Here is a 25,785-nt window from a genome sequence, read left to right on the forward strand (position 1 = left end):
AGGTGCTCCCGCTCTCGCCCGGCGGTGTCGGCCTGTACGAGGCCGCGTTCACGGTCTTCGTCGCGGGTCTGACGCCGATTTCGTGGGAAGTGGCCCTCGGTGCGGCCATCCTCGACCACGCGGTGAAGAACATTGTCACGCTCGTCGGCGGCGTCGGGTCGATGTTCTCGCTCAACGTCTCGTTGACCCAAGCGGTCGAGGAGGGACGCGACGTGTCCGTCGAGGAACCCGCTTCACTCGACGACTGACGACGTATAGAAATCGGTGACGAACGGGGCGAGCGCCCCGGCGACCGCCTGTTCTAACGCTTCTTGCCGGTCGATGATTCCGTCCGTGAGCGCGCCCGCCGCGCCCTGCTTTTTCGCCACGTCGTCTTCCCCCAGAACGTCGTCCATCACGGGGCCGAGTTCCTCCCCGTCCCGGATTCGACGGGCGACGGGTTCCGGGAGTCGAAGCCGCGGCCCCGCGCCGCGCCCCATCGTCTCACCGTCGGTCACGGCGGCCCACATGATGAGATAGAGGCCGCCGGTTCCGGGGACCTCGGCGACGCCGCCTTCCAGTCCGACGCCCAGTTCGTATCCGTCCCTCGACTCCCTGATGCGCCGAGCGCGGTTCTCCGCGCCCGCTATCGTCTCCGCTTCGCCGAACGGCTGTTCCGCGACGCCCGACTCGACGGGGACGGATTCGACCCGCGCGCCGAGTCGTCCGCCGAGGGCGGACTCCACCGCGGCTACCTTCACCGGATTTCCACTGCCAACGCCGACGTGCATGGTGGCTTTCCTTTCCGTCCGTACTTGGACGTTGCTACTCCACCACGTCCGGGTGGAGCGTTCGCGCCATCGTCTCGATGCCGTCGATGAGTCGCGGACTCGGCTGATTCAACAGGGAGTCGTCGAGGACGTGGACGGCCCTCGTTTCGAGTGCGGGAACGTCCCAGTCGCGGCACAGCACGGTTTCGGGGTCGCTTCGTTCGCCTCGCCCGCACACGTGGAGGAAGACGTGTTCCGGTTCCGCGTCCTCGATGGCGTCCGAATCGACTCGGTGGGAGCGCTCGCCCGACGGCACGAACGGGTACTCGCCGCCAGCGGCCCGAACCGCATCGGGCACCCAGTTTCCGGCCGCGGTCGGCGGGTCGGACCACTCCTCGCAGTAGACGACCGGCCGTCGTTCGTCGGCGACCTGTCGGCGAACCCGCTCGATTCGACTCCGAGCGCGCCGCGCGAGGGCGCGGCCGGCGGTCGGTTTCCCGATGGCGCGTCCCACCGTGGCGAACGATTCGACGACTTCGGGGAGCGTTTCCGGTTCGACGTGGACGACGCGGTGCCCGCGGTCCCGGAGGTCGTCGCGCACGTCCGCCTGTAACGCGTCGGTCGTGAGAACGAGGTCGGGGTCGCGCGCCTCGACCACATCGAAATCCGGGTTCAGCCACCCGCCGACCGCGGGAACGTCGGGTCGGCAGTGGTGGGTAACACCGACGAGTCGGTCCGTTGCGTCGAGCGCCCGACAGATTTCGGTGACGCTCGGCGCGAGGGAGACGACGCGGTTCGAAACCATCACCCCGCGGTTCGGTCGGGAGCGAGTAAACGTTTCGTTACCCCGTCGAAACCTATCCTTAAATATTTCGCTGGCCTGACGCTGGACGGCTATTTCACGGCGCGTGTGTGTGTTTCACGAACTCAACACGGTCGAAAAACGAATCGTTTAAGTACCTTTCGTCCTAACGACGTGTTAAGACTAGCGGTGCCCGGGTTTTTCAGGATTCTCCTGCCCGGTAGCTGACGCGCTCTCCCACCGAGGAGGTATTGCACATGCAAAACACGACTATCCGAACGAGAAGCGAAGAAACAGAAGTAGAGAAAAGCGGGCAGAAGGGACGGAGCTGCCCCGAATGTAGCGGTAAGCTCATCGCCGACTCCGGTCACGGCGAAACCATCTGCGAGGACTGCGGTCTGGTCGTCGAAGTGGACAACGTGGACCGCGGCCCGGAATGGCGAGCATTCGACGCGAAGGAGAAAAACGAGAAGTCCCGCGTCGGTGCGCCGACGACGAACACGATGCACGACAAGGGGCTGTCGACCAACATCGACTGGCGGAACAAGGACGCCTACGGTAACTCGCTCGGTTCCCGCCAGCGCGAGAAGATGCAACGGCTCCGCAAGTGGAACGAGCGCTTCCGCACCCGCGACAGCAAGGAGCGGAACCTCAAGCAGGCGCTCGGCGAAATCGACCGGATGGCCAGCGCGCTCGGCCTCCCCGACAACGTGCGCGAGATGGCCAGCGTCATCTACCGCCGCGCGCTGAACGAGGACCTCCTACCGGGTCGCTCCATCGAGGGCGTCTCGACATCCTGTGTCTACGCCGCCGCGCGCCAGGCCGGCGTCCCGCGCAGTTTGGACGAAATCACCGAGGTCAGCCGCGTCGATAAAAGCGAAGTGGCGCGAACCTACCGCTACGTCGTGCGCGAACTCAGCCTCGAAGTCAAACCTGCCGACCCCGAGAGCTACGTCCCGCGATTCGCGTCCGGGCTCGAACTCTCCGACGAAGCCGAACACCGCGCCCGCGAACTCCTCCGTAACGCGAAAGAACAGGGCGTCCACAGCGGTAAATCGCCGGTCGGACTCGCCGCGGCCGCCGTCTACGCCGCCGCGCTCCTGACCAACGAGAAGACGACGCAGGCCGAGGTCAGCGACGTGGCCGACATCAGCGAGGTCACGATTCGCAACCGATATCACGAACTGCTCGAAGCCGAAGAAGGAACCGTCGCGCTGTAGACGCGTTTGAAAAGAGGTTTTTATCTTGCGCCGATAGCTTCAGAAAGCTACCGCAATGGAAACCGAGCACGAGATTCACGTCGGTGACGCGCGCGATACCTCGCTTCCCGACGATTCGATAGACCTCGTTGTCACTTCTCCCCCCTATCCGATGATAGAGATGTGGGACGACCTCTTCGCCGACGCGAACCCCGAAATCGAGGCGGCGCTTTCGGCGGGCGACGGTGATACGGCGTTCGAGTTGATGCACGACGAACTCGACGCCGTTTGGGCCGAACTCGTCCGCGTGCTGAAACCCGGCGGCATTGCGGTGATAAACGTCGGCGACGCCACCCGAAAGGTGGACGGGACGTTTCAGTCGTTTCCGAACCACGCCCACGTTCTCCGTGACCTCCGGGAGCGCGGTCTGAAGTCCCTTCCCGACATCCTCTGGCGCAAACCCTCGAACCGCCTGACGAAGTTCATGGGGTCGGGGATGCTCCCGCCGAACGCCTACGCCGCGCTCGAACACGAATACCTCCTCGTTTTCCGGAACGGCGACACCCGCGCGTTCGAACCGGGCGTCGACCATCGCTACGAGTCCGCGTACTTCTGGGAGGAGCGAAACGAGTGGTTTTCCGACCTCTGGACGGACGTTCGCGGCGAGGAGCAACTGCTCGACCACGGCGACCTCCGCGAGCGCTCGGCGGCGTTTCCCTTCGAGCTCCCGTATCGGCTCATTTCGATGTTCTCCGTCTACGGCGACACCGTTTTCGACCCGTTTTGGGGGACGGGAACGACCTCGCTCGCCGCGATGGTCGCGGGTCGAAACTCAGTGGGGTACGAACTCGAACCCGATTTCGTCGAACTGTTCGCGGAGCGGGCCGAAACCACACCGGAACTCTCCCGAAGCGTCATCTCTCGGCGACTCGACGACCATCGGACGTTCGTCGGCGACCACGGCGGCGACCTCAAGTACGACGCTACGTACTACGATTTCGCCGTCAAGACGGCCCAAGAGCGCGACATCCAGTTGTACACCGTGAGCGACGTAGAGCGGGACGGAACCGGATTCTTCGTCACTCACGAACCCTATTCCGAGTAATCTTTTATTCGGCGGGTCGAAGGTGCGGATATGGACGTCGATTCCTTTTCGCTCGCTGTGAGCACGGCCGACCTCGGCGATGAACCCCACGCCCGTGACCACGCCGATATCGTCGAGTTCCGGATGGACCTCGCGGACGACCCACTTTCGATGCTGTCCACCTACGACGGCGAACTGCCAGTCATCGCCACGAATCGCGCCGAGTGGGAGGGTGGAGAAGCGACCGGCGACGAGCGCCTCGATGCACTCCGCGAAGCAACCGACCACCCGGCGGTGGACGCTATCGACCTCGAACTGGAGACGCTGTTTACGGCCCCCGGACGGAACCTCGCCGAGCACGCGCGGAACAACGACGTGCTCGTTGTCGCTTCGGTTCACGATTTCGAGGAAACGCCGTCGCAGCGACGGATGCGCGAACTGCTCGAAAACTGTACCGACCACGCCGACGTGGGCAAACTCGCCGTCACCGCCCAGTCCGAGTCCGACGTGCTCGACCTGTTCCGCGTCACGAATCTCCTCACGGAGCGGGGGCAAACTGTCGCGACGATGGCGATGGGCGAAGTCGGCCGTCACTCGCGGGCCGTCGCTCCGCTGTACGGGTCGAAAATCGGCTACGCGCCCCTCGAACCGGCGGACGCGACCGCACCCGGTCAGTACGACTTGGCCACGCTCTCGCAACTCGTCGACGAACTGCGCAGTAACTGACCGCCTCGTCGGATTCCCGTTAAAACGGCGCATCGGAAGGGTTTAACACGCTCGACCAGCTATCAACGACTAGTGACACGGAACAAAAAGCGACCGTGGCTCGCGGCCCTGTTCGCGTTCATTTACCCCGGAGCGGGCCATCTCTATCTCCGGGAGTGGCTTCGCGCGTTCCTCTGGTTCGGGTTCGCGTTCCTCACCGCTTACCTGTTCATCCCCCCGGAGATGGTACAGGCGGTCCAGAACGGCGGCTGGTCCGGCTACATGCAGGCGAGCGAAAACATCAACATACAACAGACCCTCCCCGTCCTGTTCGTCTCGCTGTGTAACATCCTCGACGCCTACTGGTCGGCGATTCGCAACAATCGTGCCGCTCAAGAGGCGGCCGACGGGACGAGGCGCTGTCCGAACTGCGGACGAAAAGTGGACGCCGACCTCGACTTCTGTCAGTGGTGTACGTCGCCGCTCGACGCCGACGCTACTGCTCAATAATACTCTCTTCGACGCTCTCGCCGAAGTGTCGCGCGCCTCCCTCCAGAAACAGTTTTACTTCGTCGCCGACTTCGATGTCCGTCACGGCCTTCCGTCCGTCGGGCGTGGCGACTTTGATGGTCTCCGCGTTCTGGAGCAGCGTCTCCACGCGGTCGCCGTCCGCCGTCTCGACTTCGAGGCGGAACATGGGTCGCTTCTCGATTTTTACCCGACCGACCACCGCTTCGCGGTCTTGCCGTCGGTATCGACCACTTGCACCTCGTCGCCGCTCTGGAGTTCCGCGAGGTATTTCGTCCCGCCGCCGGGGGTGCGGACGTAGGCGTGGACCGCCCCGGCGTTCACTCGGAACGGCCGCGACGCGACGTAGGGCGACTCCGCCGTCTCGGCGTGGACGAAAAAGAGGCCGCGCGACATTGACCCGACGAGCATGCCCTCGTCGTGTTCCATCAGCGACCCGGTATCGACGCACACGCGGTCCGCGCTGCCGGTCTGTTCGATGGTGAGCACTTCGCCCCACTCCAGGTCCAGCGTTTCGCGCTCCGCGGCGTCGCGCACTTCCACCGTCGACCGGATTTCGTCCGGGTTGTCGCTGTCGAGCAGAACGGCGTCCGCGCCGAGTTCCAGCGTCTCGAACGCGGTTCGGGCCTCTTCGGCGTTCGTGACGCCCGCCACGAGGTCCGTCTCCTCGCCGATTCGGGCGATGAGGTTTTCGAGCGGGATGATGGTCCAGTCCTCGCCGACGACGATGGTGTAGTCGGCTTCCTGGGCCGCTGCCTCGGCGAACGCTTCGTACTCCTCGCTCAGGATTCTCACGTAGGCACCCTCGGCTTCGTCCTCCCGGCGGAGCGTCGAGAGGTCGGCGGAGCCGGAGAAATCCGAGGGGAGGTCGACCGTCCCGTCGCCCTCGCCGTCCTTCCCGACGATTCGAGCGTCGGCCCGGTTGCGCTCGTCGTCCTCGGCGTCGAAGACGTGCACGTCGCCCTCGGAGCGAAACGCCGCGACGTTCACTTCGCCGAGTTCTCGAACGCGCTCGACGTCGCCGTCATCCACCAAAATCCAGTCCACACCGGCTTCCAATCCGGCCGTGATTCGTTTGCGCCGGGTGTCCCAGTCGCCGACGGAGGCGTCGGCCTTCAACCATACGGAACGTGTCATGCTGAATCGCTCGTAGCCCCACGGCTTGAACGTGGCGGAATCCGCAACTTCTCTGCTCCCCGCTATCGAATTTGCAGCGGACGACGACCACAGTTGGTCTGTCCGAATCGGCGGCCGTCGGCGAGAACCCATCGCTCGTCCCACTCAATCATTCGTCACTCCATCATCCGTTACTCCCCCGCTCGTCACCCTCTCACTCGTTTCTCCATCGCTCACCACTCGACATCTTTTTATCACACCATCGAACACAACTAACGAATGACCACTCTCGATGCCGTTCTCTTCGACGCTGTGCGTCTCCGAGCAAGACGAGGGGGCGGTCCTCACGGACGCGTTCGACCGCGCGTCCGTCGAACAGTACTGTACGGTCGCCGACATCATCGAGGCGGTGGACGACATCCCGACCGCGGAAACGTCGCACGAGTTCTACGAACTCTGTTTCGCCGCCGCGTACGAGGAGTGTGTCGATCACTCGGCGGTTTCGTTCCGACCCGGTGCCGAGGACGCGTTGGCGGCCGCCAGCGAGACGAACGTCGGACTCGTGACGAACGGAGACGAGGCGACACAGACCGTCAAACTGGACGCGCTCGGCATCGCCGACGCGTTCGATACGCTCGTCTTCGTGGACCCGCGAAACGGCGTCCCGCCGAAACCCGACGCGGCCCCGTTCGAGAAGGCACTGACCGACCTCGGCGTGGCACCGGACGACGCGCTCCACGTGGGCGACTCGTTGCGGGCGGACGTCGCCGGTGCGAACGCGCTCGGCATCGACTCCGTGTGGGTTCCTCACGAAAACCGACGGATAGAATCAGCCCACGAACCGACGCACACGCTCACGTCGCTCGCGGAGTTTCCCGAACTGCTATAATCAGGCTTCGACCGACAGCCCCGCCTCGTTCAGCGCGTCCTCGGCGGACAGGTCGTCGTGAACGACGCTGGTCACTGCGCGTGCGATGGCCTCCGGGTCGTCGTGCTGGAAGACTGACCGGCCGATGGAGACGCCCGCACCGCCAGCGTCCATCGCGCCGCGGACCGCTTCGAGGGTCGCCTTGTCACCCTCGGGTGCACCGCCCGCGATGACGACGGGGAGGCGCGTCGATTCGACCACGTGCTCGAAGCTCTCGGCGTCGCCGCTGTAGGCCGTCTTCACCACGTCGGCACCGAGTTCCTCCGCCAACCGCACCGCGTGGCCGAGGCTTTCCGCGTCGTGTTCGTCTATTCCCGGACCCCGTGCGTAGGACATGGCGAGGACGGGAATTCCGAACTTACCCGCCGTGTCGCAGACTTCCGCGAGGTCCGTGATCTGTTTGGGTTCGTAGTTGCTGCCGACGTTGAGATGGAGCGAAACGGCGTCGGCACCCGCCGCGATAGCCTCCTGTACCGTCCCGGTCATGCGTTTATCGTTCGAGTCCGGGCCGATGGTCGTGGAGGCGTTCAGATGGACGATGTAGCCCGCGTCGTTCTTGTTCGGATGGACGCGCGGTGCGATTCCCTTCTGCGTGAGAACGGCGTCGGCACCCCCTCGCGTTACCGCGTCGATTGTCGATTCGATGTCCTTCAGACCCCGTACCGCGCCGAGTGTGATTCCGTGGTCCATCGGGACGATGACGTAGCGTCCGTCACGCCCGATTCGGTCGAGGCGCGCTGTGATTCCTGTATTCATTGTATGTGACTCTGTAGCAAGCTAGTTTGAAGTTCGTTCCGGTTCCGGTATCTCTTGTTCCCCTTCGCGTGCCCCGGATTTGAGTTCCGCGGCTTTGGATTCGAGTCGCTCCGCGACGTTCTCGCCGGACGCGACGATATCGACGAGCGCGCTGCCGACGACGACGCCGTCCGCTCCCGCCGAGACAATTTCGCGGGCGTGTTCGCCCTCGCTCACGCCGAAGCCGACCGCTTTCGGCAGGTCGCTTTCGGCCAGTCGTGCGAGGCTGTCGTGGGTGTCGCCGCTCACGTCCGCCTGTGCGCCCGTCGTTCCCATTCGGGCCTGCACGTAGACGAATCCGGAGGCCTGCTCGGTGATGCGCCGCTTGCGCCTGTCCGTCGTCGTCGGCGCGATAATGAACACCAAATCGAGTCCGTACTCGTCGCACGCCAAGCGGAGCGGACCGCTCTCCTCGACGGGAAGGTCGGGGACGATGAGTCCCGACACCCCGGCGTCGGCGGCGGCGGAGACGAACGCTTCGACGCCTTCCTCGTCTCCATACTGATAGATGAGATTGTAGTACGTCATGCAGACGACGGGCACGTCCACGTCCAATTCCGAGACGAGTTCGAGGTAGTCGTCCGGCGTCATCCCGCCAGAAAGCGCGCGCTGGATGGCGTTCTGAATCGTCGGCCCGTCCGCGATGGGTTCCGAGAACGGTAGGCCGAGTTCGATGACGTCCGCGCCGCCGCGGACCAGCGCCCGGACGTACTCCTTCGTCTCTTCGATACCCGGGTCGCCAGCGACGACGTACGGAATCAGGGCCGGTTCGTCCGCAAAGGCGGCTTCGAGGTCCGACGCGGGGTCACTCATTCAAACACCTCCATACTCGGTGCCGCATTGATACCACGCTTCGCGCTCTCCTCGATGACCGTATCGAGGTCCTTGTCGCCGCGTCCGGAGACGTTGACGATCACGAGATCGCCCAACTCGTCCGCCTCGTCTCGCGGGCCATGCCCGCTCGACCCATCTGCGGCGCGTTGCGCCGCCCGTTCCAGGTAGGCAACCGCGTGACTCGACTCCAGCGCGGGGATGATTCCCTCCAGTTTCGAGAGTCGGTGGAAGGCTTCGAGGGCCGCGTCGTCGCCGACGTTGACGGGCGTCACCCGCCCCGTTTCGACGAGGTGGGCGAGTTCCGGCCCGACGCCGGAGTAGTCGAGTCCCGCGCTCACGCTGTGGGATTCGAGAATTTGACCGTCCCCGCTCTGGAGCAGTTTCGTTCGGGCACCGTGGAGCACGCCGTCCTGTCCGGAAGAAAGGGACGCTGAGTGCGGCGCGACGCCCTCATCCTCGTCGATAGTCAGCCCCGAACCGCCCGCTTCGACGGCGAACAGAGAGACGTCTTCATCCTCGACGAAATTGTGAAACGCACCCATGGTGTTCGACCCGCCGCCCGCGCAGGCGACCACGCTATCCGGGAGTCGCCCGGTCTTCTTGCGAATCTGCTCGCGGGCTTCCTCGCTGATGACCGACTGAAAGTCGCGGACCATCTTCGGGAACGGGTGGGGGCCGACGACGCTCCCGATGACGTAGTGGGTGTCCTCGACGTTCGTCGCCCAGTCGCGCATGGTCTCGTTGATGGCCTCCTTCAGCGTTCCCGAACCCACATCGACGGGGTTGACCTCGGCGTCGTGGGTTCGCATTCGGAAGACGTTCGGGCGCTGGCGGTTGATGTCGGTTCGGCCCATGAACACCTCGCAGTCGATGTCGAGGTACGAGGCGGCCATCGCGGTTGCGGTGCCGTGCTGTCCCGCGCCCGTCTCGGCGACGATGCGCTCTTTGCCCATGTACTTCGCCAGCAGCACCTGTCCGAGCGCGTTGTTCAATTTGTGCGCCCCGCCGTGAAGCAAGTCCTCGCGTTTCAGGTAGACCTCGCGGTCGTATCGCTCGCTCAGCGCGTCGGCGCGCTGGAGCGGCGTCGGTCGGCCGCCGAAATCGCGGAGGTGGCGGCGGAACTCGTCCATGAAGCCGTCCTCGTTCTCCAGCACGTAGCGCCCGTAGGCCGACTGGAGTTCCTCGATTGCGGGCATCAGCACTTCGGGGACGTACTGGCCGCCGTACTCTCCGAACTTCGTCTCGTTCATTCCGCTCGCTCCGTTCATGTCGTTCGTATCGCTCATGCGTTCACCAACCTCCGCGTGTTCTCGCCGACGTCGCCGTCCATGATGGCGCTCCCGACGAGCAGGGCGTCCGCCCCGGCGTCGCACATTCGTTCGACGTCCGCCGTCGTCGTGATACCGCTTTCGGCGACGAGCGTCGTGTCCTCGGGAACCACGGGTGCGACCGATTCGAACGTTCCCAAATCGACCTCCAATCGCGCGAGGTCGCGGTTGTTCACGCCGATAATGGTCGCTCCCGCATCGAGCGCCTCTCGGAGTTCCTCCCCGTCGTGGACTTCGACGAGGACCTGAAAGCCGCGCTTTTCGGCCGCCGAAAGCAGTCCCTCCAGGTCGTCCACGAAGCGGACGATGAGGAGCACGAGGTCCGCGGCCACCGCGTCCAGTTGCTCCTCTCGGACGATGAAGTCCTTGCGGAGAACCGGTACGTCCACGGCTTCGCGGATTCGACGGAGGTTCTCGGGACTGCCGCCGAAGTGCTCCGGTTCCGTGAGAACCGACAGGGCCGTTGCCCCGTTCTCGACCATCGTTTCGGCCAGTTCGACCGGATCGTCGGTTCGTTCGCCGTCCGTCGTCGGACTCGTCGGCTTTACCTCCGCTATCAGCGGCACCCGTCCGTTTTCCTCCGCGTCCGCGAGCGCGTCCGAAAACGAACGCGCGTCCACGGAGACCCGCTCTGCGTCCTCGCCGGGTGTCCGTTCCCGAGCGGTCCGGAGGATGGATTCGACCGCGGGTGCGAGCGCACCATCTACGTTCATTGTAGTACATCAACGGACTAGTTTGTACATAAGGTTTGCGTCCGCGGGACGAATCTTGAAGGTCATGAAGTTCGTTGCCGTCGCTATGGACGAGACTGCCGGAATCTATGCGCAGCACTCCCCGTATTTGGAGCGAGCAGTGCAGGTCGGCGTCGCCAGCGGACGCGTCCTGCGCGTGACGTTTCCGCACGACCCCGACGACGACGCACTGGACGACCACGCCGTCCTCGACCGTATCATGGCGTATCTGGAAGGCGTCGAGGACGACTTTTCTGACGTACAGGTCGCGCTCACCCTCCCGACGGACCAACGAAGCGTGCTCGAGTCAGTGCGCAACGTTCCCTACGGCGAGCAGGTGAACGTCGAAACCGTCGCCCGGATGACCTCCCGTATCGACCACACCGAGGACGCGGACTTGGAACTGGTCAGGACCGCGCTCGACGAGAACCCCGCCCCGATTCTCGTCCCCGACCACCGCGTCCGCGACGGGCCGAGTGCCGCGCCGCCGGACGTCGAACAGAAACTACGCTCGCTGGAAGGGCTGTGAAGGGCTGACCCGAATCTGGAGGACGTACAGCAAGGCACCCCCTCCGACAGAATCTCGGCTATCCCATCTCCGATAACCGGGTTCGAAGTGAGCAGAACGTATCCTTTCAGTAATCCCCCACGACCAGCAGGAGAACCGTGAGAATGGTGAGTCGCGTCGTCCCATGCTGGTGAAACGCCACGAGACCAAACACAACCCAGAGCAGGGCAAACGCGAGATACCCGTCGAATTCGGCGATTCCGCTGTTCGTAACCGCGCTGTAGGCTTCGAGCGCTATCTGTATCGCTACCACTGATAGCATGAGAACTATTCCCCACTGATTCATGACCTTCGACCGACTCATCGGACGGTCGTCATTTCTCGGCTAGCCACTTCAACGCCCACCCACGGATGACTTTTTGACGCTTGCGAACGTATCTCCCGACATGTACGTCCGGGATGCTAAAAACCGCGAGGAGGTCTGGTTGCTCGATAACATCGAAGCGATGGGGCTCGACGAAACCGCCTTTCGTTCCCGGGATTACGTCGTCGTCGTGGACGAAACGTCGGGTGAAAAGGCCGGATTCGGGCGGATTCGAATCCACAAGCCGGACGATGCCCCCGAAATCTGTGAGCTGACGAGCATCGGCGTCGTCGAATCGTGGCGCGGGCAGGGCGTCGGCGCGCACGTCATCGAACGCCTCATCGACAAGGCGAGCGACGACGACTTCGAGGAGGTGTACTCCCTCGTCGGCGTGCCCGATTACCTCGCCCAGTTCGGTTTCGAACCCCTCGACGTCGGGGACCTCCCGTCGAAACTCCGCGACCGCCTCGATTCGAAACGGGACGACATCGAACCCGACGCCATTCCAATGGTGCTCGCCGTCGATTCCTTCGAGATGCCCGACCGTCTCCGCGAACGGTTCAAGGACGCCCGGCCGCACGAGGGAGAGCCTTCGAGCGACGAGGACGCGGAGGAGATGGCCGAGGAGTTCGGCATCGACCCCGACGACGCGACCTACAAGTACGACACCGGCAGGCACTGACGACCGACCGTCTTTCACCGACCGCTCCGAGCAGTCCCGAATCGCCCCCGCTACCGCGGGGCGCGTCAAAAGAAAAATGATATCGAGAACCGCCGTCTCGCGCTACGTCTTCCGCGCGAAGGTGAGATACCCGGTGTGGCCGACGGGACTCGTGGACGGACGCGTTCCGCGCTCGTCGAAGTCCATCTCGCGCTGGATGGTCTCCATCGTGCGAACGTCGTCGAGATTCGCTTCCCGAGCGGCCGTTTCGACGTCACGGGCGCTCTCCACGAACGGCGCGTAGACGCCGAGCGAGCCGCCGTCCGCCAACAGGTCCGGCGCGCGTGCGACGACCTCCGCCGCGTCCGGCGTATCGAGGGTGAGGACGTCGAACTCGCCAAGTTCGTCGAGATTTTCGGTGACGTCTCCCGTTCGAACCTCGACCGCATCGGCCACGTCCGCCATCTCGATGTTGTCGCGGGCGACCTCGGCGAAATCTTCCTTCCGCTCGAAGGTGACGACCTCCGCGCCGATTCGCCCGAGATACGCGGCGAGGACGCCGGTTCCGGTTCCCGCGTCGAGCACCCGGTTGCCAGCCGCGACGCCTGTTTCGCCGACGACGAGGCCGATGTCCCGCGGGAGCATCGGTGCGCCCGTTCGCTCGAAGTGGTGGAACAGGTCCGGGCCGCGGAGCCGTCGCACCGTGAACTCCTCGTCCAAGTGGGTGGCGAGGACGTCGCCGGGTTGCACGTCCTCGGGAACGGTGAGGACGCCGAGGTCCGTTTGTAGCTCTTCGCCGGGATTTCGAAGGTACTCCCGGTCGCCGTGAACGAGTAGGACCGTCACTCCAGTCGCTCTATCGCCGCCGCAAGGTCGCCGTTCTCCGCGTCGAGCGCCTCTCGGGCTTCGTCTTCGCTCACGCCCGCGCGCTGGGCGACGATTTCGACGTCGGCATCGGGAATCGCGCCTGCGGATTCCTCCGTGGACTCCTCGGAGCTCCCCGCGTCGGAACTACCGGACGCTTCGCGCGTCTCGGCATCGCCGACGACCTGGTAGGTGTGCTGGCCGCGTGCGTCCATTCGGGTGACGTCCGGGTCGCTGAAGACGAGTTCCTCGCCGTCGGTCGTACGAATGACGACCTCTTCGGCTTCGATGTCGTCCACTTCGATACCCATCTGCTTCATCATCTGCTGCATCTTTCGTGGGTCGAGCCCACCGCCGCCTCCTCCAAACATACCCGAATCGTCGGAACGGAGGGGGAAAAACGTGACGCAAATGCGTCGGAAACCCGTCGGTTTACTTTTCTGCGCCGTCGCGCACCTTCACGGCCATTCCGGTGTCGAAATCGAACATGGCGTCGGCGTCGAGTTCGGCGCGACCGACGGCGAGCAGGTCGCCGTTCTCGTGGGTCACGAGCACCTCGTCTCCGGCGCGAACGTCGGGGTCCACGTCGGCGACGAACTTGGCGAAGACGTTCTTGCCGTCCCTAACGAACGGCTCGCTCTCGTCGCCGACGATGACGCGACCCGCGGGCGATTCGAGGGCGTCGGCGATGCGACTGCCCCCCGCGAGGCCGAGCGTGAATCGGCCGTCGGTGGCGTAGGTGACGAGTCGGCTCCCGTCGGCGTGTACCTGCTGGGGTCGCCCGGAGGACGAATGGCGAACTTCCAGGTCCTCCTGGGGTGGGAACAGCGCGGCACCGGCCCCCGCACCGAACTGGTAATCCGCGGTCGTACGCAGTGCGGGCAGATCCTCGTCTTCAGTCATTGGGCCGGATTTAGCGTGTGAGGGTGAAAGCCCTTCGACATCGGACTGTTTGGTGCATGTTACCATTTCTCTGTCACGGTGTACCATGGCGCTGGCTATCGATTTGAGAGCGATTTATTAGGCGGGAGTCCGAAGACGGCGTATGAACACGAAAGAACTGCTGGGAATCGCGCTTCTCATCGTCGGCAGCGTCCTGATATTTGGCGTCATCTCCATGATCGGTACCTTCACGGGGAACGCCCTCGCCGGTTTCGCCACTGTCGCGCTCGCCGCTGGCGCACTGATGTTCGGCACGGGCGAAGGCGGTCGCCCGGTCTAAAGGAGAAACGTTTCGGTCCGTTCGCTGAGGTCGATGAAACTGTCGGCGGCGGCGATGAGTTCTTCGGCGGTCGATTCTTGGAACCCCATCACTTCCACGCGCACCCCCTCGTGCCGAAGGTGCGTCGCGAGCTGTGCGAAGTCGCCGTCGCCGGTACAGAGCACGACCGTATCGACTTTCGGTGCGAGCGTGATGGCGTCGAGACAGATGCCGACGTCCCAGTCCGCCTTCTTCGACCCGTCGCCGAACGTCTTTATCGCCTTTATCTTCGCCTCGAATCCGATGTCGGTCAACGCGTCGAAAAAGCGATCCTCGTCGGGGCTATCGGCCTGAATCACGTAGGCGATGGCGCGCGTCAACTCTCGCTCCTGTGCCGCTTTCGAGAGAAGAGATGAGTAGTCGATATTCCGACTATAGACGCTTTGAGCAGTGTGATAGAGGTTTTGCGCGTCGGCTAATACCGTGACGCGCTGACCCGGATGAATATCCGTCATACGTTAGTGTGATAACTACTGGCATAAAGAAGTTGCTTGTCCGGTACTGTCACGAGGTCGGCGTTTTGTGCCACGTGAGCGTGAGCGACTCGGGGTCGAGGATGTAATATCGCTCCCATGTCGGTGCCACGCTGACGACCTGCGTCTCGCCGATGGTCGACTCGGCGTGCTGGTGGTGGTGCCCGATGAGACAGAGGTCCGGCGAGAGCGCGGAGATGAGGTCGTCGATGTGCGAACACCCGACGTCGTAATCCTCGGCGACGGGCAGACCGTGGGGTGCCTCGTGGGTCATCAATACGTCCACGGAGTCGAGTTCCATCGCCTTCTCCACGTCTTCGTGAGTGAAGTGACGGCGGCGGTCGCCGACGAGGTTGGCGCGCGGGCGGTCGTACTGCGTCGGCGCGAAGTTCCCCGACAGACCGGCGATTCGAAGGCCGTCGAGTTCGACGGCGGTGCTGGCGATGAGGTGGGCGTTTCTGACGTGCGAGTTCGAAACCAGTCCGTTCCGCAGTGCTTCGATGGTGTCGAAATCCTCGTTGTTGCCGCCGATAAACCACGTGGGTGCGGGCAAGTCGTAGAACATCAAGTCTCCCAACTGCAGAGTAACGTCTGGGTTCGCCTCGCGGTACGCCGCAAAGAGTGCGCGCCGGTTGTCGCGGTCGTCGGCGTGGGCGTCTCCGAGGACGAGCATTTTTCGAGCGTATGTCTGGAGGTATGATAAGACCGCCGGATTGTCCTGCGCGGCAACGGCACACAGGCCCTTCCTACCCGACCAGTACGAGCGCCGCGATGCCGCAGACGAGGAGACCGACGCCGTAAAAGAGGAATTTGATGTCGTTCTCCAACTGGGTCGGTTGGATGTCCGCTGGGTCCACGATGGTACTCTCTAACCCCATCGAATCCGCGTTCGCCATGGCTGTTCCCATTCGGACGGTTCCGGTTCTACCGAGCGCAAACAGGAGAACGGTGAGTCCAACCCCGAACAGGGCGAGGAGCGCGAGTTCCGATTTTGTGAGAGCGAACACGGCACCCACCGTGAGTCCCGCGTAGACGAGCGAGTATCGGAGGCTACACCGTGCGATGAGGGACCAGTTCATACTGAACATCCTTCATGTCTCGGTAAATGTTTTCTGACCAACCGGTTGATTTTCGGCAAGCGACCACTTTCGACCGATTTCCTCGCGACTCCGACCGGTTTTTGACGACGAATCCGCCGAAATCCGACCCCGACGGCAGAGTCTGTCGTCGGCGTAAGGCATAAGTCACCACGAAACACCCAATGGAATATGCCTCGTGCTGTGGCGCCCGCCGCGTTCGCGTATCGGCGAGCCAGCGACAGCACAGTCGGAAAACGGACAAAACGTGCGGCGTGAGGTTCGCGGCGGGCGTGGCACCCCCGTTTCGAGCCATTCTCGTTTTGCACCGCGCGATAACCGATTTCCGACACAGACCGATGACAGACACAGACACACCGTTTCGCGGGGTCTATCCCGCGATGACAACGCCCTTTGCGGGCGACAGCATAGACCACGAACTCCTCCGTAGCGACGCCCAGCGCCTCGAACGCGCCGGGGTCGACGGCCTCGTTCCGGTCGGCTCGACCGGCGAGAGCGCGACTCTGAGCCACGACGAACACGTCGAAGTCGTGGAAACCGTCGTGGACGCCGTCGACATCCCCGTCATCGCTGGCGCGGGGAGCAACGCGACCCACGAAGCCCTCGACCTCGCACGACGGTCCGCGGACGCCGGGGCCGACGGCCTCCTTCTCATCTCGCCGTACTACAACAAGCCCGAACCGGCGGGGATGGAAGCCCACTACCGCACCATCGCGGACGGCGTTGACCTGCCCCAAATCGTCTACAACGTCCCGTCTCGAACCGGACGAAACATCGACGTGGAGACGACCGTCTCGCTGGCCGAACACGACAACATCGTCGGCTACAAGGCCGCGAGCGGCGACTTCGGGCAGATAAGCGAGATAATCGAACGGACCCAAGACGAGGCGTTCGCGGTGCTATCGGGCGACGACGCGCTGACGCTCCCGATGCTTTCCATCGGCGCGGCGGGGACTATCAGCGTCTCTGCAAACGTCGAACCGGAACGGACCTGTGAACTGGTCGAATCGGCCCTTTCGGGCGACTACGGCCGGGCGCGAGAACTCCAGTTCGAACTCGGACCGCTGTTCCGCGCGCTGTTCGCGGAGACGAACCCGATTCCGGTGAAGGCAGCGATGGAACACCGCGGCTACGGACCGGACGGCCTCCGACTGCCCTTGTCCGAACTGTCCGACGAGAACCGCGAGGAACTCGCGGCGGTACTCGACGAACTGGAGGGGGGCGCGTGACGCGGGTGCTCGTCGGCGGCGTCACGGGGCGGATGGGCCGCGCCGTCATCGCGGCGGCGAGCGACCGGGACGACGTGGATATCGTCGCTGGCGTGAGCCGCGACCCGCCGGGAGAAATCGATGGCGTTCCGACCGAAGCCGCGGCGGACCTCGAAGCGATCCTCACGGAGTACGACCCGGACGTTCTCGTGGACTTTTCGACCCCCGACGCCAGCAGAACGTTGGTCGCGGCGTGTGCGGACGCGGACGTCGCGTGCGTCGTCGGCACGACCGGGTTCGACAAAGACGAACCCGTCTTCCGCGAGGCGAGCGAGTCGGTCCCCGTCCTCGTGGCGAGCAACTTCTCCCGCGGGGTGCAGGCTCTCCTCCGAGCGGTCGAAGGTGCCGTCTCCGACCTGCCCGGCTACGACGTGGAACTGACCGAAACGCACCACAATGGCAAGCGAGACGCGCCGAGCGGGACCGCAAAGACGCTCCTCGACCGAATCGCGGCGGCGGGCGGTCCCGACGAGCGCGTTCACGGACGCGAAGGCGATGCGCCGCGACAACCCGACGAAATCGGCGTTCACGCCCGCCGCGCGGGGGGAATCGCGGGCGAACACGAAGTCCTCATAGCGAACGACCACGAGGACCTTCGACTCTCCCATCGGGCGGCCGACAGGGGCGTGTTTGCCGACGGCGCGCTCGACGCGGCGACGTGGGTGACCGGACGACATCCGGGGCGGTACGAGTTTAGCGAGGTAATCAGCGAATGAGACGTGAAAGCGATATACGAAGCGACGTACGTGAACTGTGGCAACGATACGATTCCGGCGAGGTAAACGCGGACAGCGCCGGACCGAACGAACACGAAATCCTCGAAACCTTCCTCGACGCGTTGGAGGCGGGCGAGGTTCGCGCCGCCGAAAAACGCGACGGGAGTTGGGAAGCGAACGAGTGGGTGAAACAGGGTATTTTACTGAACTTCGGCCTTCGCCACATCGAGGGCCACGAATACGGCGACGTCACCTACTACGACGTCCTTCCGCTCCGCGAGACGGACGACTTTCCCGACAGAGGAACCCGAAACACGCCCGACGGAACGGTCGTTCGTCGCGGCGCACACGTCGGATCGAACTGCATCCTGATGAGTCCGAGCTTCGTCAACATCGGCGTCTCCATCGGCGACGGGACGCTCGTGGACTCCTGTGATACCGTCGGCTCGTGCGCGCAAATCGGAGAGAACGTCAAACTCGGTGCGAACGCGCTCATCGGCGGCGTCCTCGAACCCGTCGAGGGGACGCCCGTCATCGTCGAAGACGACGTAAGCCTCGGCGCTGGCTGTCGCGTCACGTCCGGGTTCGTCGTCGGTGAGGGAAGCATCGTCGCCGAGAACACGCTTCTCACGCCGCGAATCCCCGTCTACGACCTCGTGGACGAGGAGATTCTGTACGGCCATCTTCCGCCGAACCGACGCGCGTTCACCAGATTCGTTGAATCGAGCCTCGGCGACCACGACCTGTTCGACGGCGGGGCGTACAAGCCCGCCGTCGTGGCTCTCGACGTTGAAGACGACACGCTCGCTCAGGTCGAGCGCGAGGAGGCCCTGCGATGAGCGCGACCGTTTCGGCCGACAACCCGCCGGTACGACGGCTGTCGGACTGGTCCGACGCCCGATTCGGCGACCTCGCCGACGAATACGACACGCCGCTGTACGTCATCGACCTCGAACGCGTCCGCGAGAACTACGCCAGACTCGCAGCGGCGTTTCCGGACGCCGACGTCCACTTCGCCGCGAAGGCGAACACGTCCCGCGCGGTCCTCGAAACCCTCGAAGTCGAGGGCGCGAGCATCGAATGCGCCTCGGCGGGCGAGACGGAGCGCGCCTTCGCCGCCGGATTCGAGGGCGAGCGTGTCCACTACACGGCCGTCAACCCGCCCGGAATCGACCTCGACAGGGCGGTCGAACTCGCCGCGGACCACCCCGGTCTGACGGTCACGGTCGGTGCCGCGGACACCATCGACCGATTGGCCGAGCGCGGCTACGACGGACGGCTCTGTCTCCGCGTCAATCCCGGCGTGGGCGCGGGCCATCACGAGAAGGTGCGAACGGGTGCGGACGCGAAGTTCGGCGTCCCCTACGACCGCGCCGCGTCCCTGCTCGAATTGGCCGCTGACGACTTCGACGTCGTGGGAATCCACGCCCACGCGGGAAGCGGCATCTCGGGCGACGACCTCGGCAACCACCGCGAACTCGTCTCCCGGATGGGTGAGTTGGCTCGCACCATCGACCTCGACCTCGAATTCGTGGACGTCGGTGGTGGGTTCGGCGTGCCGTATCACCCCGATGACCCGCCGCTCGACCTCGAATCGGTCGCGGACGCGACGCGGGACGCGCTCGGCGACCTCGACGCCACGCTCGTCGTGGAACCGGGTCGGTACCTCGTCGCCGACGCCGGTGTCCTCCTGACCCGCGTGAACACGGTCAAGGAGGCACCGGAGGCGACCGTGGTCGGCGTCGACGCCGGAATGACGACGCTCGTTCGCCCCGCGCTCTACGATTCGTACCATCATATCAGGAGCGTGGGAGCGGACGGCCGAGCGGTCGAAACGACGGTCGCCGGACCGATTTGCGAGAGTTCGGACACCTTCGGAACCCACCTGCTCGCCGACCCGACGCGCGGCGACCTGCTCGCCGTCGGCAACGCGGGCGCGTACGGCTACGAGATGGCGAGCCAGTACAACTCGCGGCCGCGTCCGGCCGTCGTCGTCGTGGACGGCGACCGAACCGGGGTCGCACACCGACGCGAAACCCACGCGGACGTCATCGCGACCGAAACGGAGGTGACGTGGGAATGAACCTCTCGTTCGAGAAGTACCACGGCACCGGGAACGATTTCGTCATCGTGAACGCGGACGCATGCGTTCCTCACCGCTCGCGGTTCGCCCGCAGGGTCTGTGACAGGACCGACGGAATCGGTGCGGACGGCGTGCTCTTTCTGGCGCTCGAACCCGAATTTCGCCCGCCACGCGTCATCATGACGCTGGTGCAACCGGACGGGAGCACGGCCGAGATGTGCGGAAACGGCGCGCGCTGTGCCGCGGTCTGGGCCGCCGAGCGCGCGAATGCGGACGAGGTGATGATAGACACGCTCGCCGGAACCCGCCACGCGAAAATCCACGACGGCGGTGCGACCATCGAGATGGGTGCCCCCGAATTCGGGCCGAAAGACGTCCCGGTCGCGGGGGACGAACCCCTCATCGAGACCCGCGTCGGCGATTACGACGTAACGGCGGTGAACACGGGCGTTCCGCACGCGGTCGCGTTCGTGGACGACGTGACGGCGGTGAACCTCGAACGGGACGCACCGCCGATTCGCCACGCTGACGTCTTCCCGGAGGGTGCGAACGTCACCTTCGCCTCGCCGTGCGACGGCGGGTTCGACCAGCGGACCTTCGAGCGCGGCGTCGAGGGCGAAACCCAGTCGTGTGGCACCGGTGCGGTCGCCATCGCGGCCGCCGCGCGCCGACTCGGACTCACGGACGGCGAGAACGTATCGGTGTCGCCGCCCGGCGGCGACCTCGAAGTCACGATCGACGACCGAAACGCGACGCTCACCGGACCCGTCGAACGCGAGTTCGGCGGCGACCTCCGCGTCTCGAACGCCGGACGACTCGATTTAGAGGCGTAATTCCGTGACGGACTTCGACCCGATTTCGTTCCTCGAAACCGCCGTTCAGACGCCATCACACGAATCGGTCGATGCGATGCGAACCCTGCTCGTCGAAACCCTCGAATCGGCGGGCGTCGAGGCGACCATCGACGCCGCGGGGAACGTCCTCGCGGAACGCGTCGGCGACGAGGACGGTCCGCACGTCGTCCTGAACACCCACATCGACACCGTGCCGCCCCACGTTCCGTTTTCCCGCGATAGCGACGGAGACGGTGACGACGACCAGATTCGTGGCCGCGGCTCCTGTGACGCGAAGGGACCGCTCGCGGCGCTCCTCGACGCGTTTTTGACGGTCGAACCGGAGCGAGGACGGGTAACGCTCGCCGTGACGCCGGACGAGGAAACCGACTCGACGGGTGCGGCCGCCCTCGACTTCCTCGCTCGGAACGAGGAGGACGGGACCAAACTCCATCCTGACGCCGTAATTGTCGGCGAACCGACTGACCTCGACGTGTGTAACGCCGCGCGAGGGCGTTTTCAGGGAACTGTCTCCCTTCGAGGGGAAAACGCACACGCCGCACACCCCGAAGCGGGCGTCAACGCGATACGCGGGTTGGTCCCCGTCCTGTCGGCGCTCTCTACGTTCGATTCGGACAGGGAACATCCCGAACTGGGCGCGCCGACGCTCACGCCGACGACGGTCGAGGGGGGAACCGCCACGAACCAGATTCCCGCCGACTGCTCGTTCGTCATCGACCGCCGGAGCGTTCCGCCGGAAGGTGCCGAGGAGTTTTGCCGCTCGCTCGAAGCCCATCTCCGGGACGCGGTGGATGCGGTCGAGGTGGACGTTTCCCTCGCTGAACGCGACACGCCATTTCTCGAAGCCTTCGAGACGCCCGCCGACTCGGAACTGGTGCGAACGCTCTCCGACGAGAGCGGCGGCGAGGTGCGTCCGTTCGGCGCGGCGACCGAGGCGTCCTATTTCGCACGCGTCGCTCCGACCGTCGTGTTCGGGCCGGGCGTGCTTTCCGACGACGAGGGCGCGGTGGCACACGGGCCGCGGGAGTACGTCGATGTCGCTGACGTCCAAGCGGCCGCGGATGCGGTACGGGGAACTCTTCTGAGGCTCGTTGAATGACCGGGACACTGTTGGCACTCTCGGTCCGATAGGTTGCGAACATCGCTTTCGGACGGGTCGCGCTCGGGCGGTGGTCGGTCGAGAACGAGTATTCGGGGTCGGTGTTGCTGTCGTCGCTGGCGTGGTTGTTGTCGTTGTCGTCGCAGTCGCTGTTGTGATTGCTGTCGTTGCGTGACGACCGCAAGCGATGAAATCGCGGGAAGTAGCGCCGAAGAGCGCCGTCGCTCACCATCGGGAACCAGTGGCGCGAGCGCGGCGAGGACGACCAGCGTTGTGATTCGTTCGGCGGTCACGCCGCGAGGTGGCTTCGTGTCGGTATAAAAAGTTCAGGTGAGGAGGTTGATTCGTTGTTCAGAACTCGTCGGCGAGATACGCGCCGAGGTACCCACCCAGCGCGCTCAGTCCGACCGTGTAGAGCATGGCGAACATGCCCAAGAGAAAGAGGAGCGCCACGAACCCGCCGGGCATGTGCCCGAAGGAGATTATGCTCACGACGAACAGCCCGACGACCGCCATGGGAATCGCGGCGATGGCACCGGAGATGGCACCGACTCGAAGTCCCTCGTCGGGCGTCGTCCGCCCCAGATAGGCGGCGACGGCCCCGCCGAGGACGGGCGAAAACGGGACGAAGGACACGACGAGAGTTACGACTGCTCCGATGAGCGCGTGGATGAGGTTATTGTTGTCTGTCATATGTTGTAGTGGGTAGCGAAAACGGCGGTCGGTGGCGACTCAACCCAAGAAGACGTCCACGATGTCGCTCCCGCGGTTGCGAACGTCTTTGTACAGTTCGGAGTAACCGCAGTTGGAGCAGGAGACCACGGTGAAGCTCTTCGTTTGGATGTCGAACATCTTGCTGAGTCCGCCGCCGGTGGTCGAGATGGAGTCCGTGGTAACTTCCGTGTGACCGCATTTCGGGCAGCCGGAGGTATCGCGTGTATCGGGGTCCATACAGCGACGTGTCTATTTCGTGGGAATAAATACTTCGTGGTCGATACGTCAACGAAGCTTATTACGATTCGCTTTCTATCGAACAGTATGGCTACAAACCGTTCCGCATACGGACGGAAACCCCAGTCCGCCCCGCTCGGTATCAAGATAATCTGCGTCCTCGGTGCGCTCGGTGCGCTCGGAAGCCTCCTTCGCGGTCTCGGGGTGCTGTTTTCGTCCCCCATCGGCCTCATCGTCGGTGCCATCGTCATCGTCTTCGCAGTCGCCAAACTCGCCGTCGTCTGGGGTCTGTGGACGCTCAAGTCGTGGGCCTGGACGCTCACGATAATCGTGTACGGGTTGAGCCTGCTGATGGACGTGTTCCGATTCTTCACGGGGCATCTCGCCGCCTTCTTCGGCATCGTCGTCGGCGGGTTACTGTTGGCCTACGTCTACAGCAAGCGCGAGTACTACAAATAATTCGTTAAAATCACGCCTTATTCACGTTTTTCCGCGTCCCGTATTTCGACGATTCGGCGCGCTCTTTCACTCCGAGCAGCATCTTGCGCTCCATGACGAAGTGGGCGGGTTCCCAGAACAGGACGTCGGCCGCTCTCCCGGCGATGTCTTGTTTTCCGTGCGAGCGCATTCGAGCGACGAACCGCGTCGTCTCGTCGTCGAGCGGGCGGAGGACGAACGCCCACGTCCACCGCGGCGATTCCCCCGGCGGTTGAAGCACTATCGCCCGCTCGGGGTCGAGCACCGCGACTTCGGGGGCGGACTCGGGCGTCTGCACCGAGTAGTCCTCGGGCGCGAGGTGGACGGTATCCCCGACTTCGAGGTCCTGATGTGCCGGGAGGATTCGGTCGGCGTTGTGGATGTCCGCGCCGACGAGGTTCTCCAGCCAGTCGTAACTGTAGAACCCGCCGCGTCCCTGCCCGATTTGGACGAGCCAGGGCCACACCTCCTTGACGGGGGCGTCGATGGTGACGGCGTGAGTGACCTCGGACTCGGGGTCCCGAAGCAAACCGTCACCGGGGAGGGAACCGTTCGATTCCTCGTCGGTCGCACCCCAGCGGAGGTGCCACGGTCGGACGGCGAACCAGTAGATCAGCGCGGCGATTGCGATGAGCGGTGCCACCAGTCGGCGTCGCTCGTACGTCGACGACATGTCACCGGTGACGACGGAGAGAAGCGTAACGGTTTGGGCTGGCTGGGTTGGCGAGCGCTCAGTCGAGGTCGTCCGCGAGGTCGGCGGCGATGCCCGTGTAGCCGGTGGGCGTCAGTGCGTGCAGTTCTTCGCGCACGTCCTCGTCCACGTCGAGTTCGTCGAAGAGGTCGCGGAAGTCGTCGAGCGTGACGCGCTTCCCGCGGGTGAGCGCCTTGACGCGCTCGTAGGCGTCGCCGTGGCCTTCGCGCCGGAGGATGGTTTGGACCGCTTCGCCGATGATTTCGGGCGTGGATTCGAGTTCCTCGCGCATGACCTCCTCGTTGGGGACGACCTTGCCGAGGCCGTCTTGGGCTTTGGTGTAACCGAGCAAGCAGTAGGCGAACGCCGACCCGATGTTCCGCTTGACGGTCGAATCGGAGAGGTCGCGCTGGAGTCGGGAGGTGGTGATGTAGTCGCCGAGGAACGTGAGGTCGGAGTTGGCCTTCGAGAGGTTGCCCTCCGAGTTCTCGAAGTCGATGGGGTTGACCTTGTGGGGCATGGTCGAACTGCCGGTTTCGCTCTCGGTGGTGAGTTGCCCGAGGTAGCGGTCGCTGACGTAGAGCCAGATGTCCCGGTCCATATCGAGGAGAATCGTGTTGGCCCGGCGGAGCGCGTCGAACAGTTCCGCGAGGTCGTCACACGGGTTGACCTGCGTGGCGAGGGCGGTGTGGGAGAGACCGAGGTCCGTCACGAACTCGCGGGAAAAGGCCCGCCAATCGACGTCGGGGTACGCCGCGACGTGGGCCGCGTAGGTGCCGCTCGCGCCCGCGAGCTTGCCCGAGAGCGATTCGGCGGCGCGTTCGATTTCCCCGACCGCTCGGCCGAGGCGCGCGGCGTAGACGGCCATCTCCTTGCCGAACGTCGTCGGCGTGGCCGGTTGACCGTGGGTTCGGGCGAGCATCGGCACGTCGCGGTACTCGTGGGCCATGTCGGCCAACTCGTCGCGGACGGCGGCGAGTTCGGGGAGCAGAACCTCCTCGACGGCGGGTTTGGCGAGCAGGCGGTGGGCGAGGTTGTTCACGTCCTCGCTCGTCAGCGCGAAGTGAATCCACGACCCGAGGTCCAAATCGTCGGGGAGCGAGCGGCGGACGAAGTATTCGACCGCCTTCACGTCGTGGTTCGTCGCGGGGTAGTCCTCGTAACCCTCGGTTTCGAGGGTCTTGACGATTTCCGCGTCCTCCGCGTCGAACTCCTCGTAGACGGCACGGAGTTCGTCGCGGTCGTCCGCCGCGATGTCGAACGGCGTCACGTCGAGGTCGGACAGCGTGATGAGGTACTCTATTTCGACTCGCACGCGAGCACGCATGAGCGCGGCCTCGCTCGCGTAGTCGCGGAGCGGCGCGGTTCGACCGGCGTAGCGTCCGTCTATCGGCGAGACGGCGTAAAGGGAATCCATACCTGTGCCTGCCGTTCGGTTCGGCAAAAGCGTGTCGGTCCGATGACGCACAAGTATGCATACAAAACGGAAAAATAACCGTGCGACTCCGAAATATATTCACGAAGTTGTATAGAATTCGCCGCTCGACCGCAACTACTTTGGCCCCGCCGGTCGGTCTCTCTCGTATGACAGGGATTGCGGGTATGGCCGGGAACCGTGG

The 25,785-nt window shown here is 64.4% G+C and carries 32 protein-coding genes and 2 pseudogenes; 16 read left to right on the plus strand and 18 right to left on the minus strand.

Annotated elements, in window-relative coordinates; translation table 11 throughout:
- Window positions 1–248 (plus strand): annotated as a pseudogene (locus BG842_RS03060) (glycosyl transferase); the annotation flags it as partial.
- Here the strand turns inward: BG842_RS03060 and yjjX are convergent.
- Together yjjX and BG842_RS03070 are read right to left on the minus strand one after the other, a co-directional pair.
- Complete coding sequence (gene yjjX / locus BG842_RS03065) at window positions 234–770, minus strand: inosine/xanthosine triphosphatase (RefSeq protein WP_069449633.1); 537 nt, start codon at window positions 768–770, stop codon at window positions 234–236. The pseudogene BG842_RS03060 and the gene yjjX overlap by 15 nt on opposite strands.
- A gap of 34 nt (window positions 771–804) precedes the next feature.
- Window positions 805–1,554: a helical backbone metal receptor gene (locus tag BG842_RS03070; protein ID WP_069449634.1), complete on the minus strand. Its 750-nt coding sequence runs from the start codon at window positions 1,552–1,554 to the stop codon at window positions 805–807.
- 254 nt (window positions 1,555–1,808) lie between these two features.
- Between BG842_RS03070 and BG842_RS03075 the strand changes: the two genes are divergently transcribed.
- From BG842_RS03075 to BG842_RS03090, 4 genes are all read left to right on the plus strand, one after another.
- Complete coding sequence (locus BG842_RS03075) at window positions 1,809–2,771, plus strand: transcription initiation factor IIB family protein (protein ID WP_007979514.1); 963 nt, start codon at window positions 1,809–1,811, stop codon at window positions 2,769–2,771.
- 55 nt (window positions 2,772–2,826) lie between these two features.
- Window positions 2,827–3,855: a site-specific DNA-methyltransferase gene (locus BG842_RS03080; protein WP_069449635.1), complete on the plus strand. Its 1,029-nt coding sequence runs from the start codon at window positions 2,827–2,829 to the stop codon at window positions 3,853–3,855.
- Window positions 3,856–3,885: 30 nt separating this feature from the next.
- Window positions 3,886–4,560, plus strand: coding sequence for a type I 3-dehydroquinate dehydratase (locus tag BG842_RS03085; RefSeq protein WP_069449636.1), 675 nt, complete (start codon window positions 3,886–3,888; stop codon window positions 4,558–4,560).
- A gap of 72 nt (window positions 4,561–4,632) precedes the next feature.
- Window positions 4,633–5,049: a zinc ribbon domain-containing protein gene (locus BG842_RS03090; RefSeq protein WP_069449637.1), complete on the plus strand. Its 417-nt coding sequence runs from the start codon at window positions 4,633–4,635 to the stop codon at window positions 5,047–5,049.
- Here BG842_RS03090 and BG842_RS03095 read toward each other — a convergent pair.
- Window positions 5,036–6,204, minus strand: a pseudogene (locus tag BG842_RS03095) (3-dehydroquinate synthase II). The gene BG842_RS03090 and the pseudogene BG842_RS03095 overlap by 14 nt on opposite strands.
- 271 nt (window positions 6,205–6,475) lie before the next feature.
- On the opposite strand from BG842_RS03095, the gene BG842_RS03100 reads away from it, so the two are divergent.
- Entirely contained in the window at window positions 6,476–7,072 is a 597-nt protein-coding gene (locus BG842_RS03100; protein ID WP_139136005.1) for an HAD family hydrolase, read from the plus strand.
- Here the strand turns inward: BG842_RS03100 and BG842_RS03105 are convergent, their stop codons facing one another.
- The 4 genes from BG842_RS03105 to trpC are packed head-to-tail and all read right to left on the minus strand — an operon-like array spanning window position 7,073 to window position 10,781.
- Entirely contained in the window at window positions 7,073–7,867 is a 795-nt protein-coding gene (locus BG842_RS03105; protein ID WP_069449638.1) for a 2-amino-3,7-dideoxy-D-threo-hept-6-ulosonate synthase, read from the minus strand.
- Window positions 7,868–7,888: 21 nt separating this feature from the next.
- Window positions 7,889–8,719, minus strand: a complete 831-nt coding sequence (gene trpA, locus BG842_RS03110) for a tryptophan synthase subunit alpha (protein WP_069449639.1) — start codon at window positions 8,717–8,719, stop codon at window positions 7,889–7,891.
- Complete coding sequence (gene trpB, locus BG842_RS03115) at window positions 8,716–10,026, minus strand: tryptophan synthase subunit beta (RefSeq protein ID WP_069449640.1); 1,311 nt, start codon at window positions 10,024–10,026, stop codon at window positions 8,716–8,718. Before trpB ends, trpA begins: the two co-directional genes overlap by 4 nt.
- A complete protein-coding gene (gene trpC, locus BG842_RS03120) occupies window positions 10,023–10,781 on the minus strand; it encodes an indole-3-glycerol phosphate synthase (RefSeq protein ID WP_069449641.1) in 759 nt (252 codons plus the stop codon). Before trpC ends, trpB begins: the two co-directional genes overlap by 4 nt.
- Window positions 10,782–10,866: 85 nt before the next feature.
- Here trpC and BG842_RS03125 point away from each other — a divergent pair, with 85 nt between their 5' ends.
- On the plus strand, window positions 10,867–11,328 hold the full coding sequence (locus tag BG842_RS03125) for an MGMT family protein (RefSeq protein WP_069449657.1): 462 nt from the start codon (window positions 10,867–10,869) through the stop codon (window positions 11,326–11,328).
- Window positions 11,329–11,434: 106 nt separating this feature from the next.
- On the opposite strand, the gene BG842_RS30975 is transcribed toward BG842_RS03125, so the two are convergent.
- Entirely contained in the window at window positions 11,435–11,629 is a 195-nt protein-coding gene (locus BG842_RS30975; protein WP_254662861.1) for a hypothetical protein, read from the minus strand.
- A 124-nt stretch (window positions 11,630–11,753) separates the two neighbouring features.
- Between BG842_RS30975 and BG842_RS03135 the strand changes: the two genes are divergently transcribed.
- The gene (locus BG842_RS03135; protein ID WP_069449643.1) at window positions 11,754–12,353 is read left to right on the plus strand and encodes a GNAT family N-acetyltransferase; all 600 of its coding nucleotides are present in this window, start codon (window positions 11,754–11,756) and stop codon (window positions 12,351–12,353) included.
- 102 nt (window positions 12,354–12,455) lie between these two features.
- On the opposite strand, the gene BG842_RS03140 is transcribed toward BG842_RS03135, so the two are convergent.
- The 3 genes from BG842_RS03140 to BG842_RS03150 form a co-directional block, all read right to left on the minus strand.
- On the minus strand, window positions 12,456–13,178 hold the full coding sequence (locus BG842_RS03140) for a methyltransferase domain-containing protein (protein WP_069449644.1): 723 nt from the start codon (window positions 13,176–13,178) through the stop codon (window positions 12,456–12,458).
- The gene (locus BG842_RS03145; protein WP_026177850.1) at window positions 13,175–13,567 is read right to left on the minus strand and encodes a nascent polypeptide-associated complex protein; all 393 of its coding nucleotides are present in this window, start codon (window positions 13,565–13,567) and stop codon (window positions 13,175–13,177) included. The genes BG842_RS03140 and BG842_RS03145 overlap by 4 nt, the downstream gene beginning before the upstream one ends.
- Before the next feature lie 61 nt (window positions 13,568–13,628).
- Entirely contained in the window at window positions 13,629–14,099 is a 471-nt protein-coding gene (locus BG842_RS03150) for a PUA domain-containing protein (RefSeq protein ID WP_069449645.1), read from the minus strand.
- 142 nt (window positions 14,100–14,241) lie between these two features.
- Here BG842_RS03150 and BG842_RS29515 point away from each other — a divergent pair, with 142 nt between their 5' ends.
- The gene (locus tag BG842_RS29515) at window positions 14,242–14,418 is read left to right on the plus strand and encodes a hypothetical protein (protein ID WP_175424068.1); all 177 of its coding nucleotides are present in this window, start codon (window positions 14,242–14,244) and stop codon (window positions 14,416–14,418) included.
- Here BG842_RS29515 and BG842_RS03155 read toward each other — a convergent pair.
- The 3 genes from BG842_RS03155 to BG842_RS03165 all read right to left on the minus strand — a co-directional run bounded on the left by BG842_RS03155 (window position 14,415) and on the right by BG842_RS03165 (window position 16,009).
- Window positions 14,415–14,912, minus strand: coding sequence for an NYN domain-containing protein (locus BG842_RS03155; protein WP_069449646.1), 498 nt, complete (start codon window positions 14,910–14,912; stop codon window positions 14,415–14,417). The two genes, BG842_RS29515 and BG842_RS03155, sit on opposite strands and share 4 nt — an antisense overlap.
- A 49-nt stretch (window positions 14,913–14,961) precedes the next feature.
- On the minus strand, window positions 14,962–15,603 hold the full coding sequence (locus BG842_RS03160; RefSeq protein WP_069449647.1) for a metallophosphoesterase: 642 nt from the start codon (window positions 15,601–15,603) through the stop codon (window positions 14,962–14,964).
- A 73-nt stretch (window positions 15,604–15,676) separates the two neighbouring features.
- Entirely contained in the window at window positions 15,677–16,009 is a 333-nt protein-coding gene (locus tag BG842_RS03165) for a hypothetical protein (RefSeq protein WP_254662862.1), read from the minus strand.
- A 356-nt stretch (window positions 16,010–16,365) separates the two neighbouring features.
- On the opposite strand from BG842_RS03165, the gene dapA reads away from it, so the two are divergent.
- From dapA to BG842_RS03195, 6 genes are read left to right on the plus strand one after another with little or no spacing between them, the layout of a single operon-like run.
- Window positions 16,366–17,256 (plus strand): 4-hydroxy-tetrahydrodipicolinate synthase, encoded by an 891-nt coding sequence (dapA, locus tag BG842_RS03170; RefSeq protein WP_083252415.1) that lies wholly within the window; start codon window positions 16,366–16,368, stop codon window positions 17,254–17,256.
- Window positions 17,253–18,011, plus strand: a complete 759-nt coding sequence (gene dapB / locus BG842_RS03175; RefSeq protein WP_083252414.1) for a 4-hydroxy-tetrahydrodipicolinate reductase — start codon at window positions 17,253–17,255, stop codon at window positions 18,009–18,011. The genes dapA and dapB overlap by 4 nt, the downstream gene beginning before the upstream one ends.
- Window positions 18,008–18,850 (plus strand): 2,3,4,5-tetrahydropyridine-2,6-dicarboxylate N-succinyltransferase, encoded by an 843-nt coding sequence (locus BG842_RS03180; protein WP_069449649.1) that lies wholly within the window; start codon window positions 18,008–18,010, stop codon window positions 18,848–18,850. The genes dapB and BG842_RS03180 overlap by 4 nt, the downstream gene beginning before the upstream one ends.
- Window positions 18,847–20,094, plus strand: coding sequence for a diaminopimelate decarboxylase (lysA, locus tag BG842_RS03185; protein WP_069449650.1), 1,248 nt, complete (start codon window positions 18,847–18,849; stop codon window positions 20,092–20,094). Before BG842_RS03180 ends, lysA begins: the two co-directional genes overlap by 4 nt.
- Window positions 20,091–20,927 (plus strand): diaminopimelate epimerase, encoded by an 837-nt coding sequence (dapF, locus tag BG842_RS03190; protein WP_069449651.1) that lies wholly within the window; start codon window positions 20,091–20,093, stop codon window positions 20,925–20,927. Before lysA ends, dapF begins: the two co-directional genes overlap by 4 nt.
- A gap of 4 nt (window positions 20,928–20,931) precedes the next feature.
- On the plus strand, window positions 20,932–22,047 hold the full coding sequence (locus tag BG842_RS03195; protein ID WP_069449652.1) for a M20 family metallopeptidase: 1,116 nt from the start codon (window positions 20,932–20,934) through the stop codon (window positions 22,045–22,047).
- A gap of 351 nt (window positions 22,048–22,398) precedes the next feature.
- Here the strand turns inward: BG842_RS03195 and BG842_RS03200 are convergent, their stop codons facing one another.
- Together BG842_RS03200 and BG842_RS03205 are read right to left on the minus strand one after the other, a co-directional pair.
- Complete coding sequence (locus tag BG842_RS03200) at window positions 22,399–22,740, minus strand: DUF5518 domain-containing protein (RefSeq protein WP_069449653.1); 342 nt, start codon at window positions 22,738–22,740, stop codon at window positions 22,399–22,401.
- Between the two features lie 39 nt (window positions 22,741–22,779).
- Window positions 22,780–22,998 carry a zinc ribbon domain-containing protein gene (locus tag BG842_RS03205; protein WP_007979463.1) on the minus strand — a complete coding sequence of 73 codons (219 nt, stop codon included), beginning with the start codon at window positions 22,996–22,998 and terminating at the stop codon, window positions 22,780–22,782.
- 87 nt (window positions 22,999–23,085) lie between these two features.
- Between BG842_RS03205 and BG842_RS03210 the strand changes: the two genes are divergently transcribed.
- Entirely contained in the window at window positions 23,086–23,457 is a 372-nt protein-coding gene (locus BG842_RS03210) for a DUF2127 domain-containing protein (RefSeq protein ID WP_069449654.1), read from the plus strand.
- A gap of 10 nt (window positions 23,458–23,467) precedes the next feature.
- On the opposite strand, the gene BG842_RS03215 is transcribed toward BG842_RS03210, so the two are convergent.
- Both BG842_RS03215 and purB read right to left on the minus strand, forming a co-directional pair.
- Window positions 23,468–24,148: a hypothetical protein gene (locus BG842_RS03215; RefSeq protein ID WP_069449655.1), complete on the minus strand. Its 681-nt coding sequence runs from the start codon at window positions 24,146–24,148 to the stop codon at window positions 23,468–23,470.
- A 58-nt stretch (window positions 24,149–24,206) separates the two neighbouring features.
- Window positions 24,207–25,583, minus strand: a complete 1,377-nt coding sequence (gene purB / locus BG842_RS03220; protein ID WP_069449656.1) for an adenylosuccinate lyase — start codon at window positions 25,581–25,583, stop codon at window positions 24,207–24,209.
- Window positions 25,584–25,785: the final 202 nt, after the last annotated feature.

The sequence above is a fragment of the Haladaptatus sp. W1 genome (assembly GCF_001723155.1).
GTDB lineage: Archaea > Halobacteriota > Halobacteria > Halobacteriales > Haladaptataceae > Haladaptatus > Haladaptatus paucihalophilus.